The organism is Bisgaardia hudsonensis (assembly GCF_004345785.1).
Classification (GTDB): Bacteria; Pseudomonadota; Gammaproteobacteria; order Enterobacterales; family Pasteurellaceae; genus Bisgaardia; species Bisgaardia hudsonensis.
Window position 1 is genome coordinate 402,317 of record NZ_SLXI01000001.1, and the last position, 16,679, is coordinate 418,995.

16 protein-coding genes and 1 pseudogene are annotated in these 16,679 nt (G+C 32.5%); 6 read left to right on the forward strand and 11 right to left on the reverse strand.

The window, feature by feature from the left end:
• Positions 1–165: 165 nt before the first annotated feature.
• Entirely contained in the window at positions 166–567 is a 402-nt protein-coding gene (locus EV697_RS01880) for a hypothetical protein (RefSeq protein ID WP_132021966.1), read from the reverse strand.
• Positions 568–740: 173 nt separating this feature from the next.
• Between EV697_RS01880 and cdd the strand changes: the two genes are divergently transcribed.
• Positions 741–1,136 (forward strand): cytidine deaminase, encoded by a 396-nt coding sequence (gene cdd, locus EV697_RS01885; RefSeq protein ID WP_132021967.1) that lies wholly within the window; start codon positions 741–743, stop codon positions 1,134–1,136.
• 88 nt (positions 1,137–1,224) lie between these two features.
• Here cdd and EV697_RS01890 read toward each other — a convergent pair whose 3' ends face one another.
• From EV697_RS01890 to EV697_RS01910, 5 genes are all read right to left on the reverse strand, one after another.
• Positions 1,225–1,470, reverse strand: a complete 246-nt coding sequence (locus EV697_RS01890; protein WP_132021969.1) for a hypothetical protein — start codon at positions 1,468–1,470, stop codon at positions 1,225–1,227.
• 4 nt (positions 1,471–1,474) lie between these two features.
• Entirely contained in the window at positions 1,475–2,587 is a 1,113-nt protein-coding gene (locus EV697_RS01895; protein ID WP_132021971.1) for an MBL fold metallo-hydrolase, read from the reverse strand.
• A 146-nt stretch (positions 2,588–2,733) separates the two neighbouring features.
• Positions 2,734–3,738, reverse strand: coding sequence for an acyltransferase (locus EV697_RS01900; protein ID WP_132021973.1), 1,005 nt, complete (start codon positions 3,736–3,738; stop codon positions 2,734–2,736).
• 54 nt (positions 3,739–3,792) lie between these two features.
• The gene (locus tag EV697_RS01905; RefSeq protein WP_132021975.1) at positions 3,793–4,230 is read right to left on the reverse strand and encodes a DoxX family protein; all 438 of its coding nucleotides are present in this window, start codon (positions 4,228–4,230) and stop codon (positions 3,793–3,795) included.
• A gap of 83 nt (positions 4,231–4,313) precedes the next feature.
• Positions 4,314–6,236: a DNA topoisomerase III gene (locus tag EV697_RS01910; protein ID WP_132021977.1), complete on the reverse strand. Its 1,923-nt coding sequence runs from the start codon at positions 6,234–6,236 to the stop codon at positions 4,314–4,316.
• Positions 6,237–6,354: 118 nt separating this feature from the next.
• Between EV697_RS01910 and EV697_RS01915 the strand changes: the two genes are divergently transcribed.
• Positions 6,355–6,684 carry a YbaB/EbfC family nucleoid-associated protein gene (locus EV697_RS01915; RefSeq protein WP_132021979.1) on the forward strand — a complete coding sequence of 110 codons (330 nt, stop codon included), beginning with the start codon at positions 6,355–6,357 and terminating at the stop codon, positions 6,682–6,684.
• Positions 6,685–6,786: 102 nt separating this feature from the next.
• Positions 6,787–7,392 carry a recombination mediator RecR gene (gene recR, locus EV697_RS01920; RefSeq protein WP_132021981.1) on the forward strand — a complete coding sequence of 202 codons (606 nt, stop codon included), beginning with the start codon at positions 6,787–6,789 and terminating at the stop codon, positions 7,390–7,392.
• Between the two features lie 132 nt (positions 7,393–7,524).
• Here the strand turns inward: recR and acnB are convergent, their stop codons facing one another.
• The 5 genes from acnB to EV697_RS01945 all read right to left on the reverse strand — a co-directional run bounded on the left by acnB (position 7,525) and on the right by EV697_RS01945 (position 12,289).
• Positions 7,525–10,131, reverse strand: a complete 2,607-nt coding sequence (acnB, locus tag EV697_RS01925; protein WP_132021983.1) for a bifunctional aconitate hydratase 2/2-methylisocitrate dehydratase — start codon at positions 10,129–10,131, stop codon at positions 7,525–7,527.
• A gap of 64 nt (positions 10,132–10,195) precedes the next feature.
• Complete coding sequence (locus tag EV697_RS01930; RefSeq protein ID WP_132021985.1) at positions 10,196–10,492, reverse strand: YciI family protein; 297 nt, start codon at positions 10,490–10,492, stop codon at positions 10,196–10,198.
• Between the two features lie 34 nt (positions 10,493–10,526).
• A complete protein-coding gene (gene yciA / locus EV697_RS01935; protein ID WP_132021987.1) occupies positions 10,527–10,973 on the reverse strand; it encodes an acyl-CoA thioester hydrolase YciA in 447 nt (148 codons plus the stop codon).
• Between the two features lie 9 nt (positions 10,974–10,982).
• Positions 10,983–11,522, reverse strand: coding sequence for a septation protein A (locus tag EV697_RS01940; RefSeq protein ID WP_132021989.1), 540 nt, complete (start codon positions 11,520–11,522; stop codon positions 10,983–10,985).
• A gap of 2 nt (positions 11,523–11,524) precedes the next feature.
• Entirely contained in the window at positions 11,525–12,289 is a 765-nt protein-coding gene (locus EV697_RS01945) for a hypothetical protein (RefSeq protein WP_132021991.1), read from the reverse strand.
• 275 nt (positions 12,290–12,564) lie between these two features.
• Between EV697_RS01945 and EV697_RS01950 the strand changes: the two are divergent.
• From EV697_RS01950 to EV697_RS01960, 3 genes and pseudogenes are all read left to right on the forward strand, one after another.
• Positions 12,565–13,219 (forward strand): annotated as a pseudogene (locus EV697_RS01950) (OmpW/AlkL family protein).
• Positions 13,220–13,353: 134 nt separating this feature from the next.
• The gene (locus tag EV697_RS01955) at positions 13,354–15,411 is read left to right on the forward strand and encodes a capsular polysaccharide biosynthesis protein (protein ID WP_132021993.1); all 2,058 of its coding nucleotides are present in this window, start codon (positions 13,354–13,356) and stop codon (positions 15,409–15,411) included.
• A 4-nt stretch (positions 15,412–15,415) separates the two neighbouring features.
• Positions 15,416–16,636, forward strand: a complete 1,221-nt coding sequence (locus tag EV697_RS01960) for a capsule biosynthesis protein (protein WP_132021994.1) — start codon at positions 15,416–15,418, stop codon at positions 16,634–16,636.
• Positions 16,637–16,679: the final 43 nt, after the last annotated feature.

Here is a 16,679-nt window from a genome sequence, read left to right on the forward strand (position 1 = left end):
TTTACTAATTTACTAATTTACTAATTTACTAATTTACTAATTTACTAATTTACTAATTTACTAATTTACTAATTTACTAATTTACTAATTTACTAATTTACTAAGCAATAGCAGATTAAAAAATATTAATATTTTAGCCGTTCTTTAATAGTAAATAGTCGATGGTTATTTTTTGATATATTTTCCCGCTAGTGAGGCACCACCACTACAGTATTGCATCATTGTAAATCGTTCTTCAAATTTTTGAGTAAACACCTCAACGGCTAGCTTATCGCTAGTAGGAATAAGAGACATTAGTACTTGGTTGTTTTTATTATTAGCAATATTGACCCATAGTATATTATTTTTTAGTTTTGCAGTGCCTGAAAATTGACAAGCTGGTTTTCCTTTTATTTTCGAAGCAGAAAAATATACGTTATAATTCTGTTCGTTTTGTATGATGGAGAGCGTTTGCCGATATTCTTCTTGGGTTTTAGTGAAGGTTTCATAATAGCCTTGATAATCAAAAGTTTGTTGATTTAATTGACAACTAAATAATGCAAGGGTAACTAGTATAGTATAAAACATTTTTTTCATATTAAGGCATATACTCGATTTGAGATTAATTTGTCTTTATATCATTATAGTTTTTAATTGTAAAAAAGAATATTAAATATTTATAACTTTTTGATTTTTAGATTATTTGCTATTACAATTAAATATGTCCTTAGAAAAAAATTATTTAATTATATGGAGTGATTATGGATATTAACAAGAAGCTAGTAGAAGAAGCACTAAAAAGTCGTAATAACGCTTATGCCCCTTATTCTAATTTTCAAGTAGGTGCAGCAGTATTGACTGAAGATGATGAAATCTATTCGGGTTGTAATATCGAAAATGCCTCATATACTCCGACAGTATGTGCGGAAAGGGTTGCTATATTTAAAGCGGTATATGATGGACATAAAAAAATAAAGAAAGTGGCTATTGTAGGGAAATTGGGTGATTATACTTTTCCTTGTGGCGTTTGCCGACAGGTGATCAGGGAGTTTTGTACCACAGATTGTGAGATTATTGTGATAAAAAATAAAGAGGAATATCAAACACTAAAATTTACAGAATTATTCCCTCATAGTTTTGGTCCTGATAGTTTATAGTCCATTGGATTTTGATGTTGAGATATTGTAGTAATATTTCAACATCATTGTATAAAAAATCTTATATCCATTTCTAAATTTATACAGATTATTCTGGAATAATTGGCATTAAAAGGCGACTTACGAAAGCAATAATCAAAAGTAATGCAAGTAAATATTTAAATTCAATTATATTTTCTGGAATAAATACACAAATTAATGATAAAACTAATAGCACAAATAGCTCTATTAGATTTGCGAGACTTTGTGCACCAAATCCAAGTGCGGTCAAAATTATCCAAAATATAGAAGGTAAAAAAAGGATAATAAGTTTTTTAAGTATAAATATTAACATTAAGTTATTCCACAGACTTCCACCATTGAGAATAGTGTTTTTTTGTATCACCAATAATTACTTCTTCACCAATCATTGGTGTGATTATTGGTAAATTTAATTCCTCAGCTTTTTTCTTTGCTCGTTCAATCGGATCTGTCCATGAATGTAGAGCAAGTCTAAAGGTTGCCCAGTGCATAGGAAGTAATTGTTTAGCTTGCACATCAACACCTGCTTGAATACTCTCTTCTGGTACCATATGAACATTTCTCCACATCTCATCATATTGACCACATTCCATTAAAGCAAGATCAAAAGGACCAAATTTATTACCAATTTCTTTAAATTGATCTGTATAACCACCATCTCCACTAAAAAATATTCGTTCTTTAGGTGAGATAATTGACCACGAACACCATAGAGTTTCCATATTATTGGTTACTTTTCTACCCGAAAAATGTTGAGCAGGTGTACAGATTAACTCTAGTCCTTTGTAAGTTATTGTTTGCCACCAATCTAGTTCAGTGATTTTCTCTTTTGTTATTCCCCAAGCTTCAAGATGAGCTCCTACACCTAAAGGAACAAAAAAGTGTTCTGTTTTATCTTTTAAACGGCGAACAGACTTGTAATCAAGATGATCATAATGATCATGAGAAAAAATAACAGCATTAATTGGTGGAAGATCTTCAATTTCAAGAGGTAATTCTATGTGATAGCGATTGCTCCCTAACCATTTGTGAGGAGCGGCAACTTTCGCCAGCATTGGGTCTAATAAAATATTTTTACCATCTATCTGCAATAAAAAAGCAGAATGTCCATACCAAAAAAGTCGGCTTGGACCTTGATAGTTTTCTACTTCTACAGGATCGAGTTTTTTTATTGGTAAGTTATGTTGAGGCGTACATTTAGGTGATTTTTTAAAATAAAATTTATAAGCTATTTTCAATTTACCAATAACGTTTGCGTGAGAAAATTGATGCATTGTTTTATTATGAAAAATCCCATCGTTAAATTGGGTTGATTGACGATATAACTGCTTCCTTTCTTTTGAAATATTAGCCCCAAAATTAGGATAAAACGTTACAAATAATAAATAAAAAAGTGTAACGAAAAGAATTAATCCAATTAGATATAGCATATTTATAGCCCTGTTTTTTCTTTATTTTTATTAATGTAATAAGTGTATTTAAAATAGTTTTTGAGTATATCACAACTAGCTAAAAAATGAGTTAGAGTAAAAAATAGCTATTTTTATATAAAAAATTAAAAAAATCTGACCGCACTTTATATCAACTTTCTCAATATTCTATTTTTTGAAAATAAATAGCTAATAATCATAGAAATAGAGAAGACAATAGAAAATTTGATAATAATTTCGATTATGATATTAGTTGATATTTGAAGTGGATATTTTTCAAATATCTTCACCAACACACTCAATACGCCAGCATGAATAATATAAATGCCTAAAGTTAGTGGTGCAAGTTTTTCAAACAATACATTTTTTAAGTTAATTTGGCTGAATATTTGGTAAAAAGCCAAAGAGCTGATAATAACAAATGGTGAAAGATAATTATAAAAATATAGGCTATTAAAATAGCTAAGCGTAAAGTAAGTTGCTATGGCAGTAGCGATACTGGAGATAATATAAATTAGGCTTAAACTTAGTACTGAAAAATAGCGTAAATCTTTTAATAAATACCCTAAGAAAAAGTACCCTAAATATTTTAACGACCATAACATAAAAAAGGTTTTATTCCCAAGCACGCTATCGTAAGTATCAAGAATCATACCAAAAATAATTAGCCCAATAGACAAGGTATAGCATTGTTTTAAGGTAAGTTTTTCTTTAATTTCTCTTAGTATCGGCGTGATTAAGTATAAACCTAATAGCATATATAGATACCACAAATGATAATAAGGTTTACCTAGAATAATATTGTTGGCAATAGTATTAAAATTGAATTTCCCAGTTACATAATAGATCCCAATAAATTGGTAAAAAGAATAAATAACCGTAGCAAAAATTAAAGGTAATAAAATACGTTGTACCCGCTTTTTATAAAAATCTTGAATAGGCTCTTTTTTATCAAGTAAATAACGACCAGAAATAAGAACAAAGAGCGGAACACATATTCTTGAAAAGGAATCAATAAGATTAGCTGTCCAAAAATTGAAGTTATATTCTTCATCACCTATGGAAACAACATAACCACCAGAGATATGTAATAGAATTACTAATATTGTAGCGATCACACGCAGTGCATCAATGGAAATATTTCTAGTCATTTGAAGTTCCTAATGCTGATATAATAACCAACACTAAAATAAATATTAAAATTTTCAACCGCAGTTTTTTGTTTGTTTTTTAATATTTTCTTTAGGTTGTAAAAATTTCCAAATGATCCACGCCCAAGCAATAAAAAGGAATTGGAATGGAACACGAATAAGTGCTAATTTGTGTGTACCGATAGCTGGATTTTCCATAAATACATCACTAATATGGATTGGTAAATAAATCCAAAACATAAAGAAAATTGCTAATGCTGCCCAAGCACTGATAGATTTACCAAATAGTTGGAAATTAAAGATTAATAGGATACCTAGTATAATTTCAATAACTCCAGAAAAGAAAACAAAAAACTCAGTGAATGGTAAAAATCTTGGTACAAATGCAAGATAAAATTCGGGTGTTAAAAAATGTTGAAGTCCTGCATTGATCATAAAAATAGCTAATAAATAGCGTAATATTACTAATAGAATGTGAGTGAGTTTTTTCATTGGATTTCTCTGTAGTTTTTGGTTTATGTTCAAAATAGCTGTATGATTTTCACATAATAATAACGGATATGCAAAAATATTCCTTATTTTCTAACCGCTCTTTTAGCTATCTTTGGTTTTCTAGTCGGTGTTTTAACCACACTTTTCACTTGACTTAACTGTCGTAACGCATTGAAGTTTACATAGCGAATAAGTTCGGGTAAAAATTGGGTTAATGTTGTAATAAATTGCTGATAACTCATTTCTTTTTGGCTGATACTGGTTAATTGGGATTCCCAGTGAGCTGTCATATCGGGTTGTGTAGCGGTATCAGGTAGGGCTTGGATTAAAATTCTGCCCGTTTCTGTACTATGGATATTACGTCCTTTTTTATATAAAAAACCTCGTTTAAAGAGTAATTCAATAATGCCTGCTCGAGTGGCTTCTGTCCCAAGTCCGTCAGTTTCCCTTAGGATTTTTTTGAGTTCTTTGTCTTGTACAAAACGAGCGATCCCAGTCATTGCAGAAAGCAATGTGGCATCGGTAAATGGCTTTGGTGGCTGTGTTTTTTTGCTGATAATCTCTCCTTTTTCGCAGAATAGAGTTTGTCCTTTTTTTACGATTGGTAAGAGAGGTTCTTGTTGTTCATTATCATCATCTTCTTTACCCCACAGTTGTTTCCAGCCCGCAATTTGTAAATTTCTTGCTTGAGCAATAAATATGCCACCGGCAATGGTTAAGGTAATCTTACTTTTACGATATTCAGCATCGGGGCAAAATTGCATTAAGTATTGGCGAACAATTAAATAATAAATTTGCCATTCTTGCTGAGTTAAATTAGTCGCTCGATTCTTTGCTGTTGGGATAATGGCGTGGTGAGCGTCCACTTTTTTATCATTCCAACAACGATTTTTTTGTTCGCTGTTGATAATTTCAGGGAGTGGTTGATAATCTTTTATATGTGTTGAAATTGCATTCAGTACATTAAAACGCTCTGCAAAATGTTCTTCGGGTAAATAACGACAATCTGAACGGGGATAAGTGATTAGACGATGTGTTTCATACAAGCGTTGGCAAGTATCTAACACATCTTGTGCAGACATTCCATAACGTTTTGCCGCATCAATTTGTAATGCTGATAAAGAATAGGGTAGTGGAGCAGTTTCTTTTTCTCTTTTATCAATATATTCTGTTACAGTAGCAGCTTGACCCGTAATTCGTTTTACTACATTTTCAGCAAGATCACGAGAAAGTACACGACCATTTTCATCTTGATAGTCTTCACAGGCTTTGCTTGGCTGCCAAAGTGCGGTAAATTTTTGTGGTGTTTCTTCTTGTGTTTCCACAAAAGCTTGTACTTCAAAATAATCTTTCGGTTGAAAATTTTCAATATCCAGATCACGTCGAACAATTAGCCCTAAAACTGGGGTTTGCACTCGTCCTACTGAAAGTACACCATCATAGCCAGCTTGGCGACCACGAATAGTATAAGCTCGGGTCATATTAATGCCATATAGCCAGTCTGCTCTTGCTCTAGCCAAAGCGGAGGTTGCTAATGGAATAAAATTCCGATTGGATTGTAATTTTTGAACGGCTTTTTCTACGGCTTTAGGGTTTAAATCGCTAATTAAGCAACGCTGAATATTATTACGTTTTTCTACGGGTAAATTAGCATAATTAAATACTTCATCCACCAAAAGTTGTCCTTCTCTGTCAGGGTCGCCTGCGTGGATCAGTTCATTTGCTTGATGAATTAATTTTATAACTGTATTAAGCTGCTTTTTGACATCTTTTCTCGGGTTTAATTGCCATTTTTCTGGAATAATAGGTAAATGCTCCAAACGCCATTGTTTGAATTTTTCATCATAGGCATCAGGTTCTGCTTGTTCTAGTAAATGACCGACACACCAAGTAACGCAATCATTTTCGCCACATTGTATATAACCATCTTTGCGTTGATGAGGTTTGGGTAATACATCGGCAATAGCTCTAGCAAGGCTGGGTTTTTCGGCTACAAATAATCGCATAGGTATATCATTATCAGAAAGTATAAAAAGGATAAATAAACGTTTCAATTCTAGCATAATTAATAAAAATTCGCTAAAATGCGAGGGTTTTTAATCAATTAACTATGGAAGAAAAATTATGTTTGGAAAAGGTGGCTTAGGCAACTTAATGAAACAAGCACAACAAATGCAAGATCGTATGCAGAAAATGCAAGAAGAAGTGGCAAAGTTGGAAGTAACAGGTGAGTCAGGTGCTGGTTTAGTAAAAATAACGATTAATGGGGCACATAATTGTCGCCGTATTGAAATTGATCCATCTTTAGTAGAAGATGATAAAGAAATGCTAGAAGATTTAATTGCCGCGGCATTTAACGATGCGGTTCGCCGTGCAGAAGAGTTGCAAAAAGAAAAAATGGCATCAGTAACGGCAGGAATGTCATTACCGCCAGGTTTTAAAATGCCATTCTAAAAAATTATAAAAATAACCGCACTTTTATTTTTAAACTAAATTTACTACGATAAGTGCGGTTTATTTTTTCACTTTTTATCTTTTAATTTATCTTAAGAAAATATGCAAACTAGCCCTTTACTTGAAGCACTTATTGAGAGTTTACGTTGTTTACCGGGTGTTGGTCCAAAATCTGCACAACGTATGGCATATCATTTATTACAACGTAATCGTAATGGTGGTATGGATTTAGCTCGAGCATTGACTGCTGCGATGTCACAAATAGGGCATTGTGAACATTGTCGTACTTTTACGGAAGAAGATGTTTGTAGTATTTGTAATAATCCACGTCGTCAAAATTCTGGCTTGCTTTGTATTGTGGAACAACCAGCTGATATTCAAGCTATTGAGCAAACAGGCCAATTTTCAGGACGTTATTTTGTGTTGATGGGACATCTTTCGCCTATTGATGGCATTGGACCCCGTGAGATTGGTCTAGATAAATTACAAAAACGTTTACAGACAGAAAAATTTGTAGAAGTGATTTTAGCAACTAATCCGACTATAGAAGGTGATGTTACCGCCAATTATATTGCTGAGCTTTGTATGCAAGCTGGTATTAAAGTAAGTCGTATTGCTCACGGTATTCCAGTTGGTGGTGAGTTAGAAATGGTAGATGGAACAACCTTAAGTCATTCTTTCTTAGGGCGTCGGGAAATAAATAATTAATTTGTAAATAATATACTTGGGTTGTTTATATTAACTTGCCCTTTCTATTGATAGAATAATGCTACTACTAATATTTTTCTAGTAGTAGCATTTGGGGTAATCATCCTATGTTTGTAATAAATATTACTTTATTTAGACCGCAGTTTGAAAAATAACCTTTTCGGCTTTTTTAGTATAGCTATTGATTTGGTCAAAATTCATATAACGGTAAGTATCTTCTTTATCATTTTGTAAATCAGATACATAGGCGAGGTATTCTTCTACCGTTGGTAATTTACCTAAAAGTGCAGAAACAGAGGCTAATTCAGCAGAGGCTAAATAGACGTTTGCACCTTGTCCTAGACGATTAGGGAAGTTTCTTGTTGAGGTCGATACCACCGTTGCTCCCGAAGCAACACGAGCTTGATTTCCCATACAAAGCGAGCAACCAGGCATTTCTACTCTTGCACCGCTTTTACCATAAATACTGTAATAACCTTCTTCTGTTAATAGTGCGGCATCCATCTTTGTTGGTGGGGCGATCCATAAACGTGTAGGAATAACCTCCTTAAATTTGGCTAAAAGTTTTCCTGCTGCTCGGAAATGACCGATATTGGTCATACAAGAGCCAATAAATACTTCATCTATTTTATCGCCTTGTACTTCAGATAATAAACGAGCATCATCTGGATCATTTGGAGCACAAAGAATAGGTTCTTTAATATCATTGAGATCGATTTCAATAACTGCTGCATATTCGGCATCCTTATCCGCTTCAAGTAATTGCGGATCAGCAAGCCATTTTTCCATTTCTTTAATGCGACGTTCAATAGTACGGGCATCGCCATATCCTTCGGAAATCATCCATTTTAATAATACTATATTAGAATTGAGATATTCAATAATAGGGGCTTTATCTAATTTAATTGTACAAGCTGCCGCAGAACGTTCCGCAGATGCATCAGAAAGCTCAAATGCTTGCTCTACTTTTAAATGTTCTAACCCTTCGATTTCTAATATTCGACCAGAGAAAATATTTTTCTTACCTTTTTTCTCTACGGTTAATAGTCCTTGCTGGATTGCATAATAAGGAATAGCATGCACTAAATCTCTTAGGGTAATACCAGCTTGCATTTCGCCTTTAAAGCGAACTAAAACACTTTCTGGCATATCTAATGGCATTACACCAGTTGCTGCCGCAAAAGCGACTAAACCTGAACCCGCGGGAAAAGAAATACCAATAGGGAAACGAGTATGAGAATCCCCCCCTGTTCCTACTGTATCAGGTAATAGCATACGATTTAGCCAAGAGTGAATAACACCATCACCGGGACGTAATGACACACCACCACGATTCATAATAAAATCAGGGAGAGTATGGTGTGTATTGACATCAATAGGTTTTGGATAAGCAGCGGTATGACAGAAAGATTGCATTACTAAATCAGCAGAGAACCCTAAACAAGCTAAGTCTTTTAGTTCATCTCTTGTCATTGGTCCTGTCGTATCTTGAGAGCCGACCGATGTCATTCGTGGTTCACAATATTGACCTGGACGAATACCTTTAACGCCACAAGCTAGCCCTACCATTTTTTGAGCAAGGGTAAAGCCTTTATTGCTTGTAGTAGAGCTTTGAGGTTTTGCAAAAACATCACTTTCTGGCAAACCTAATTCGCAACGTGCTTTGTATGTTAATCCACGACCGATAATTAAAGGAATACGTCCACCAGCACGAACTTCATCTAACAGTACATTTGTTTTTAAGGTAAATTCAGCGAGTATTTCATCTGTATTATGTTTACAAATTTTGCCTTGATAAGGATAAATATCAATAACATCACCCATATTCAAATTATTCACATCAACTTCTATGGGTAAAGCACCCGCATCTTCTAAAGTATTAAAGAATATAGGGGCAATTTTTCCACCTAATACCACTCCACCGGCACGTTTATTGGGAATATAAGGTATATCATCGCCCATAAACCATAAAACAGAATTTGTTGCCGATTTACGAGATGAGCCAGTACCCACTACATCACCAACATAGGCTAAAGGATAACCTTTCTGTTTTAATCTATCTAATTGTTTTATTGGTCCAATATTTCCTACTTCATCAGGCTCAATACCATCACGGGTATTTTTTAACATCGCCAAAGCGTGTAAGGGAATATCAGGTCTAGACCAAGCATCTTGAGCAGGTGAAAGATCATCAGTATTGGTTTCACCTGTTACTTTAAATACTGTAACGGTTAGCTTTTCTGCCAATTTGGGTTTAGATAAATACCATTCTGCATTTGCCCAAGATTGCATAATTTGTTGTGCATAGGTATTACCTAATTTAGCCTTCTCTGCAACGTCGTGAAAACTATCAAACATCAGCAAGGTTGTAGAAAGGACTTTAGCAGCAACAGGTGCTAGCTCTGAATGATCAAGTGCGGTCAATAATGGTTCAATATTATAACCACCTTGCATTGTTCCTAATATCTCAATTGCTTTTTCTGCTGAGATAAGAGGAGAAAACGCATCTTTTTTGGTAATAGCAGATAAAAAACTGGCTTTTACATAAGCAGCTTCATCTACTCCAGCTGGAATGCGATTTTCAAATAAATCAAGAAGATAATCTGCTTTTTCTACTGGTGGATTTTTGAGTAATTCGATGAGCTGAGCGGTTTGTTCGGCATCCAAAGGTTTAGGTACAACACCTTGCAACGCACGCTCGTCAACGTGCATTTGATATGTTTGTAGAAAGTCTGACATTGTATTTTCCTTATCGTTATTAGGTATTTTAATGATGCACTGAGTAGATATTGAGTATTCGCATTTAGAAAACTTTTATAAATGGCTTCACGATAACATTTTCATAGACACCAGCTGAAAAATAAGGATCTTCGCTTGCCCATAATTGTGCAGATTCTAAATTATCAAATTGGGCAATGACTGTAGAGCCAGAAAAACCAGCATCAGCAGGTGTATCGCTGTCAATAGCTGGATTAGGTCCTGCTGTGAGCAGTCGATTTTCTTGTTGTAATTGTTTTAATCTTGATAAATGTTGCTCACGAACGGCTAATCGTTTTTCTAAAGTATTAGGTTTATCTTGTGCAAAAATGACGTAATACATAATAATTACTCCTTCTTTTATTGAGATAAATAAACTATTGTTTGCTTAAAGCCAATTCTAATTCTGGGTTATTTTCTTTAGGAATTTCTCTTGGTTTATTATTCTTATCAACGGCAACAAATGTAAATACGGCTTCTGTTACACAATAGCGTTCACCAATGGGTTCACTCGCTACTTTTTTAGCCCAAACATCGACTTTAATTTGTATAGAAGAACGACCAACTCTAAGGCATTTACCATAGCAACATACAACATCACCCACTGCAATAGGACGAATAAATGTCATACTATTTACCGCCACAGTGACCACTCGCCCATGCGCAATTTCCTTCGCTAGAATAGCTCCTCCCATATCCATTTGTGACATAATCCAGCCACCAAAAATATCACCATTAGCATTGGTGTCAGAAGGCATAGCAAGGGTTCTTAATAATAAAATACCTTTTGATTGTGAATTCGTCAGCGTATCACATTGTGTCATAATATTTCCTTATTTCTTGTTTTCTTTAGGGAGATAGCGATAAATATAAATGCCAGTTATTATTGTTGCAATAAAGGTTAAACCTATAATACCGAAACTTTTAAAGTTCACCCAAGCATCTTCTGATAAGAATTGACTAATGTAAATATTTGCTAGCATACAGACAATAAAGAAAACTGCCCAACCTAAATTAAGCGTTTTCCAAACGTTATCAGGCAAGCTAATTTCTTTTCCTAATAGCTGCTTGATTAATGGTTTTTTGAAAACAAACTGACCAACTAACAGAATTAGTGCAAAAATAGCATAAACAATAGTCACTTTCCATTGTAGGTATTTTACGTCATTGAGATAAGCGGTAAGGGAGCCAAAGAAAATAACTGAAATTCCCATAAATAGCTGCTGTTTTTCAATTTTTCCATAAAATAGTTTTAGCACAACCAATTGAATGACAGTCGCAATAGTGAGCACCAAAGAGGCTTCTCTGATACCAAAAAACTTATACACAATAAAAAAGAGTATGAGAGGAATAAATTCTAGTAACTGTTTCATTGTTATATCCTATGTGTAAATACAGAGTAAAAGCGGTAAGTAAACACCAATGAAAATACGCCTATCAATGAAATAATAAATAAAGAGATAATCTCAACTATTGACGACCCACTGATTAAACGATTAACTTGATAACTTAATAAACGTAATAAAACATCATTTATTAAAAAATAGATAAAAAGAGGAAAATTTTGTTTTACGCCTAATTTCCATACATTTTTAATGGTTTCATTTAATGTGGTTTGATTTGTTAAATAATAAATAGAAGCAATATTTAATCTAACAAAAATAAACAATCCAAATGCCGTAGTTAATAGCGAAAATGGCGAACTTGGTTTTTGAGTTAAATATGACACAATCATTTCTGCCGAACCAATTAGTATAGGGATCGTAATAATTAAGGATATAAAGAAAAAACCAAGAAAACGCTTCAATGTAAATAAAAAAGTATCTATCAATGATAATTTAATTCGTTGACTTAATTGATGAATAGTAAATATTCCCCAAGCAGAGATAAAGAGATTTAAAATAACTTGAACAATTCCAAGGTAAGCGACATTACCAAAATGTGTAGAAGACATATCTAGGGTATTGATACCATTATTTAATTCATTAAGTTGAACGTCTTCAGGTAATAAATGAGAGATTAAAAAGTGAATTAACAAGGCGACAATAAAAAAATAGGCAGTAAATCGCATTACGATAGTACGTTGATTTCGCATAAAGTTTAAACTGTCGGTTAAAATTTGAGTAAAATTAATTGACATATTTTTTTCCAAACTAAAATAAATAGCCATTATACTGTATTTTCTTTTATAAATACTAAGGCGTTTTATAACATATCTTGACTACCTATCCTATACAGATTCCTTTTAATTGTGAATTTTTATATAAAAAAATTTACAACTTTTTAAAAATTTGATCTAAAACATAAAAAAATTAACCATTAAGTAGTGTATTTATTACATTGTTACTTATGTGGTAACAATATTAACGAGTGATTTTCAAACAAATGAAACTGAATATTATAGAGGAATGAAAAATGAAAAAAACAATTCTCGCATTAGGAATGGCTGCAGCATTAGCGACTGGATCAGTTATGGCACATGAAGCAGGAAGTGTTATTGTTCGTGGTGGTGGGGTTTTAGCTGCAGTTAAAGCTAAATCTACAACAAAAGTTGGTCCAGAAGTTAGATTGGATGTAAATCATAACGCACAATTAGGGTTAACAGCGAGTTATATGTTTACTGATAATTGGGGGATTGAATTATTAGGTGCAACGCCATTTTCTCATCGTGTGAGTGCTGTCGTTCCTGCTTTGGGAAATAATGGTAACCTTGGTGATGTTGTAAAAGTTAAGCATTTACCACCAAGTCTTTATGTTCAATATTATTTCTTGAATAAAGATTCGGGTTCACGTCCCTATGTCGGTACGGGTTTAAGCTACACGCGTTTCTTTGGTTCTAAAGAATTAACACCAGCCGTTCATGATCTAAGTGTGAAAAAGCAATTTTTTTACTCCAGTAGTTAATGTAGGTATTGATATTAAACTTGAGGATAATTTATATTTAAATACAGCAGTATGGTACACAAGAATTAAAACAACAGGATTTGTATCTGATACGGTATTAGAGCATAGAGTTGATATTAAATTTGATCCAATAGTGTTCTTTATGATATTAGGTTGTTGTTTTTAAGGTATAATTGATTCTTTATGAGAGTTATTCTCCTACTCTATTATATGTTAATAGGTTTTTTATATTATTTATTTATACTAATCCCTTATTTTTTGCTAAAATGAAGAAGAATTACCATTATTTATTTTATTTCTATGTTAAACGGATTAATTTTTTCTCAAGGGATTTTAAAGATACCAAATATTCAGAATTTCCTTCCTGAATATGATATTAGAAAGTTTTCTAATAAAAATTTTCAATATACATATGGTACACATGTTATTGGTTGGGGTTTTAGACCTTCTGCTACAAGAGCAAGAGAATTTGCAAAGAGTAATAAACTTCGTTATGTAGCTTTAGAAGATGGTTTTTTGCGTTCTCTTGGGCTAGGTGTTGATGGTTATCCCCCTTATTCAATTGTTTATGATGATGTGGGGATTTATTATGACACTAAGAATGTATCTCGTTTAGAAAAGCTCATTTTGGAAAATAATATTAGTTATGAATTGTTAGAACAAGCGGAACAAGCCATTCAACTAATACTTAAGCATAAATTGTCTAAATATAATCATACTTTAGATTTTTCATTGGTGAAAGATGATAACGGTCCTGTTGTTTTGGTAATAGATCAAACATATAACGATATGGCTGTTAAATATGGACAGGCGGATAGCTCTCATTTTAATCAAATGTTAGAGGCTGCGATTAAAGAAAATCCATCTCATAAAGTGTGGGTAAAAACACATCCTGATGTTCTAACAGGGAAGAAAAAAGGGTATTTAACTAATTTAGATAAATATAAGAACGTGAGAATTATTACTGATGATATTAATCCTCAAATTTTATTGCAAGATGTAGATAAGGTATATTGCGTTACCTCTCAAATGGGATTTGAGGCATTATTAGCGGGAAAGAATGTTGTTACATTTGGTGTACCTTGGTTTGCTGGATGGGGAAATACTGACGATCGTCATCCGAATGTTGAAGTATTGAAATGGGAGAATAGAAGAACTAAGCATTCTGTAAAAGAGTTGTTTTGTGTAGCTTATTTACAATATGCTCGGTATATTTGCCCATATTCAGGGGATATTGGTAATATTTTTCAGGTTATAGATTATTTACAAAAAGTAAAAACGTTAAATCAACAGTTTGCGGGAAATATTTACTGTGTTGGTATGTCATTTTGGAAAAAGAATGTGGTCAAACCATTTTTAAATTTCCCACAAACTAAGCTACATTTTGTTTCATCGTTCAAAAGATTAAAAAAACAACCTATTTCAAAATTGGATAAGTTATTACTTTGGGGAAATGGGAGTGAGGAACTTTTGGTATTTTCTAAAGAGAACCAAATACCTATTTTAAGAATGGAAGATGGCTTTATTCGATCTGTAGGATTAGGATCAAATCTGGTTTCTCCTTTATCATTAGTTATTGATGATATTGGGATTTATTTTAATGCTAAAAATCCATCAAGATTAGAGCATATTTTAGCGCATACTAAATTTACAAGTTTTGATTTAAGGTTAGCTAAATTATTACAAGAAGAACTTATCGTTAGTAATATTGGAAAATATAATGTGGGTAGAGTAGCGTTAAAGATAGATATACCCGATAATAAAAAAATTATATTAGTTCCAGGGCAGGTAGAGAATGATGCTTCTATTTGTTTAGGTTCTCCTGATATAAAATCGAATCTTGAATTATTAAAAAGGGTTAGAACATTAAATACGGATTCTTATATAATTTATAAACCTCATCCTGATGTTTTAACGGGAAATCGCAAAGGACATATTAGTAAAGCTGAGATATTAAGATATGCAGATCAAATTGTAGAAAAAGTTAATGTTTTAGATTGTATTAATAGAGTTGATGAAGTTCATACAATGACATCTCTTGCTGGTTTTGAAGCTCTATTACGAAATAAAAAAGTCTATTGCTATGGACTACCATTTTATTCTAACTGGGGGCTTACAGAGGATCTTATTAACTTGCCTCGTCGTCAAAAGAAACTCACTTTATTAGAGCTGATCGCTGGGACAATGATTTATTATCCTCAGTATATAAACCCAGAAACAGGTCAAATAATTGATGTGTTACAAGGGATTAATATTTTAAAGAAACAAAAAGAATCGTTAGCTACGGATGGTTTCCAACGCAGTTGGATTGGAAAACAAATTGGAAAATTACAACAGTTAATTAGAGTGATAAAATAAATTTATGATTTTACATAATTTAGATGATTTACTTCGTTCATCAAAAAATATCTTGTTATTACAAGGTCCGATTGGTGATTTTTTCCTCAAATTATCAGAATGGTTAACCGATCAGGGAAAAACAGTTTTTAAAATTAATTTTAATGGTGGAGATGAATTTTTTTATCCAATAGAAATAAAAAATACTTATTGTTATCAAGATAAATTTCTTCATTGGGAAGAATACCTCAAAATATTTTTAATAAAATTAAATATAGATTCTATAGTTTGTTTTGGTGATACTCGCTATTATCATAAAATAGCTAAAATTATTGCTGAGAATAAAAACATTAATTTTTGGGTTTTTGAAGAGGGATATTTTAGACCAGAGTATGTGACTCTTGAAAAAAAGGGAGTTAATGCTTTTTCTATTATACCTAAATATAAAGAGTTTTTTTTACCATTTATAGATTTACCAGAGCCTAAAGAACCTGAAAAAGTTGCTAAAGGTTTTTGGCCTATGGCAAAAAGAGCTATTTTGTATTATTGGGCGATGAATACCAATAAAGCAAATTATCCTTATTATATTCATCACAGGCATCAGTCTAATAAATATTATGTAAATTTATGGATACGTTCAGCAATAAAAAGGCTATATTACTATTTTTGTGATTATTTTTTAGCTCATATACTGAAAAAAGGGAAATTTGGTGAATTTTTTATTGTTCCGTTGCAAGTATATGATGATAGTCAAGTTAAAGTTCATTGTGATTATTCATCGGTTAGTGATTTTTTAGAACATGTATTAGTATCTTTTATTAAAAATTCTCCTAATAATGTAAAACTAATAATTAAGCATCATCCAATGGATAGGGGAATTATTGATTATAGTAGTATAATTAAAAAATATTTGAAACTATACCCTCAATTTAAAGAGCGTATTTACTATATTCATGATATTCCCTTACCTATTTTGTTGAGAAATGGAAAAGGTATGGTGTGTTTAAATAGTACAAGTGGAATATCAGCACTATTACATAATATGCCAGTCAAAACGTTAGGTAGAGCGAATTATGACTTCCTCGGCTTAACTGATCAGGGGCAGTTAGATAATTTTTGGAAAAATCCACAGAAGCCTGATGCAGATGTTTTTAATGCTTTTAGAAAGTATCATTTTTATAAAACACATTTAAATGGTAGTTTTTATAATAAGGTAATTTTAAGAAATCCTTATAACCAGATATAAAAAAGACATCCTATTATCTTACAAAACTTTATAATAGTTAATA

Bases quoted from the DNA above. Each gene is read 5' to 3' on its own strand.
- EV697_RS01900 (WP_132021973.1), bottom strand. From the start codon at position 3,738: ATGACTAGAAATATTTCCATTGATGCACTGCGTGTGATCGCTACAATA.
- EV697_RS01890 (WP_132021969.1), bottom strand. From the start codon at position 1,470: ATGTTAATATTTATACTTAAAAAACTTATTATCCTTTTTTTACCTTCT.
- EV697_RS01960 (WP_132021994.1), top strand. From the start codon at position 15,416: ATGATTTTACATAATTTAGATGATTTACTTCGTTCATCAAAAAATATC.
- EV697_RS01955 (WP_132021993.1), top strand. From the start codon at position 13,354: ATGTTAAACGGATTAATTTTTTCTCAAGGGATTTTAAAGATACCAAAT.
- recR (WP_132021981.1), top strand. From the start codon at position 6,787: ATGCAAACTAGCCCTTTACTTGAAGCACTTATTGAGAGTTTACGTTGT.
- EV697_RS01945 (WP_132021991.1), bottom strand. From the start codon at position 12,289: ATGTCAATTAATTTTACTCAAATTTTAACCGACAGTTTAAACTTTATG.
- acnB (WP_132021983.1), bottom strand. From the start codon at position 10,131: ATGTCAGACTTTCTACAAACATATCAAATGCACGTTGACGAGCGTGCG.
- cdd (WP_132021967.1), top strand. From the start codon at position 741: ATGGATATTAACAAGAAGCTAGTAGAAGAAGCACTAAAAAGTCGTAAT.
- EV697_RS01905 (WP_132021975.1), bottom strand. From the start codon at position 4,230: ATGAAAAAACTCACTCACATTCTATTAGTAATATTACGCTATTTATTA.
- EV697_RS01915 (WP_132021979.1), top strand. From the start codon at position 6,355: ATGTTTGGAAAAGGTGGCTTAGGCAACTTAATGAAACAAGCACAACAA.
- EV697_RS01930 (WP_132021985.1), bottom strand. From the start codon at position 10,492: ATGTATTACGTCATTTTTGCACAAGATAAACCTAATACTTTAGAAAAA.
- EV697_RS01880 (WP_132021966.1), bottom strand. From the start codon at position 567: ATGTTTTATACTATACTAGTTACCCTTGCATTATTTAGTTGTCAATTA.
- EV697_RS01895 (WP_132021971.1), bottom strand. From the start codon at position 2,587: ATGCTATATCTAATTGGATTAATTCTTTTCGTTACACTTTTTTATTTA.
- yciA (WP_132021987.1), bottom strand. From the start codon at position 10,973: ATGACACAATGTGATACGCTGACGAATTCACAATCAAAAGGTATTTTA.
- EV697_RS01910 (WP_132021977.1), bottom strand. From the start codon at position 6,236: ATGCGATTATTTGTAGCCGAAAAACCCAGCCTTGCTAGAGCTATTGCC.
- EV697_RS01940 (WP_132021989.1), bottom strand. From the start codon at position 11,522: ATGAAACAGTTACTAGAATTTATTCCTCTCATACTCTTTTTTATTGTG.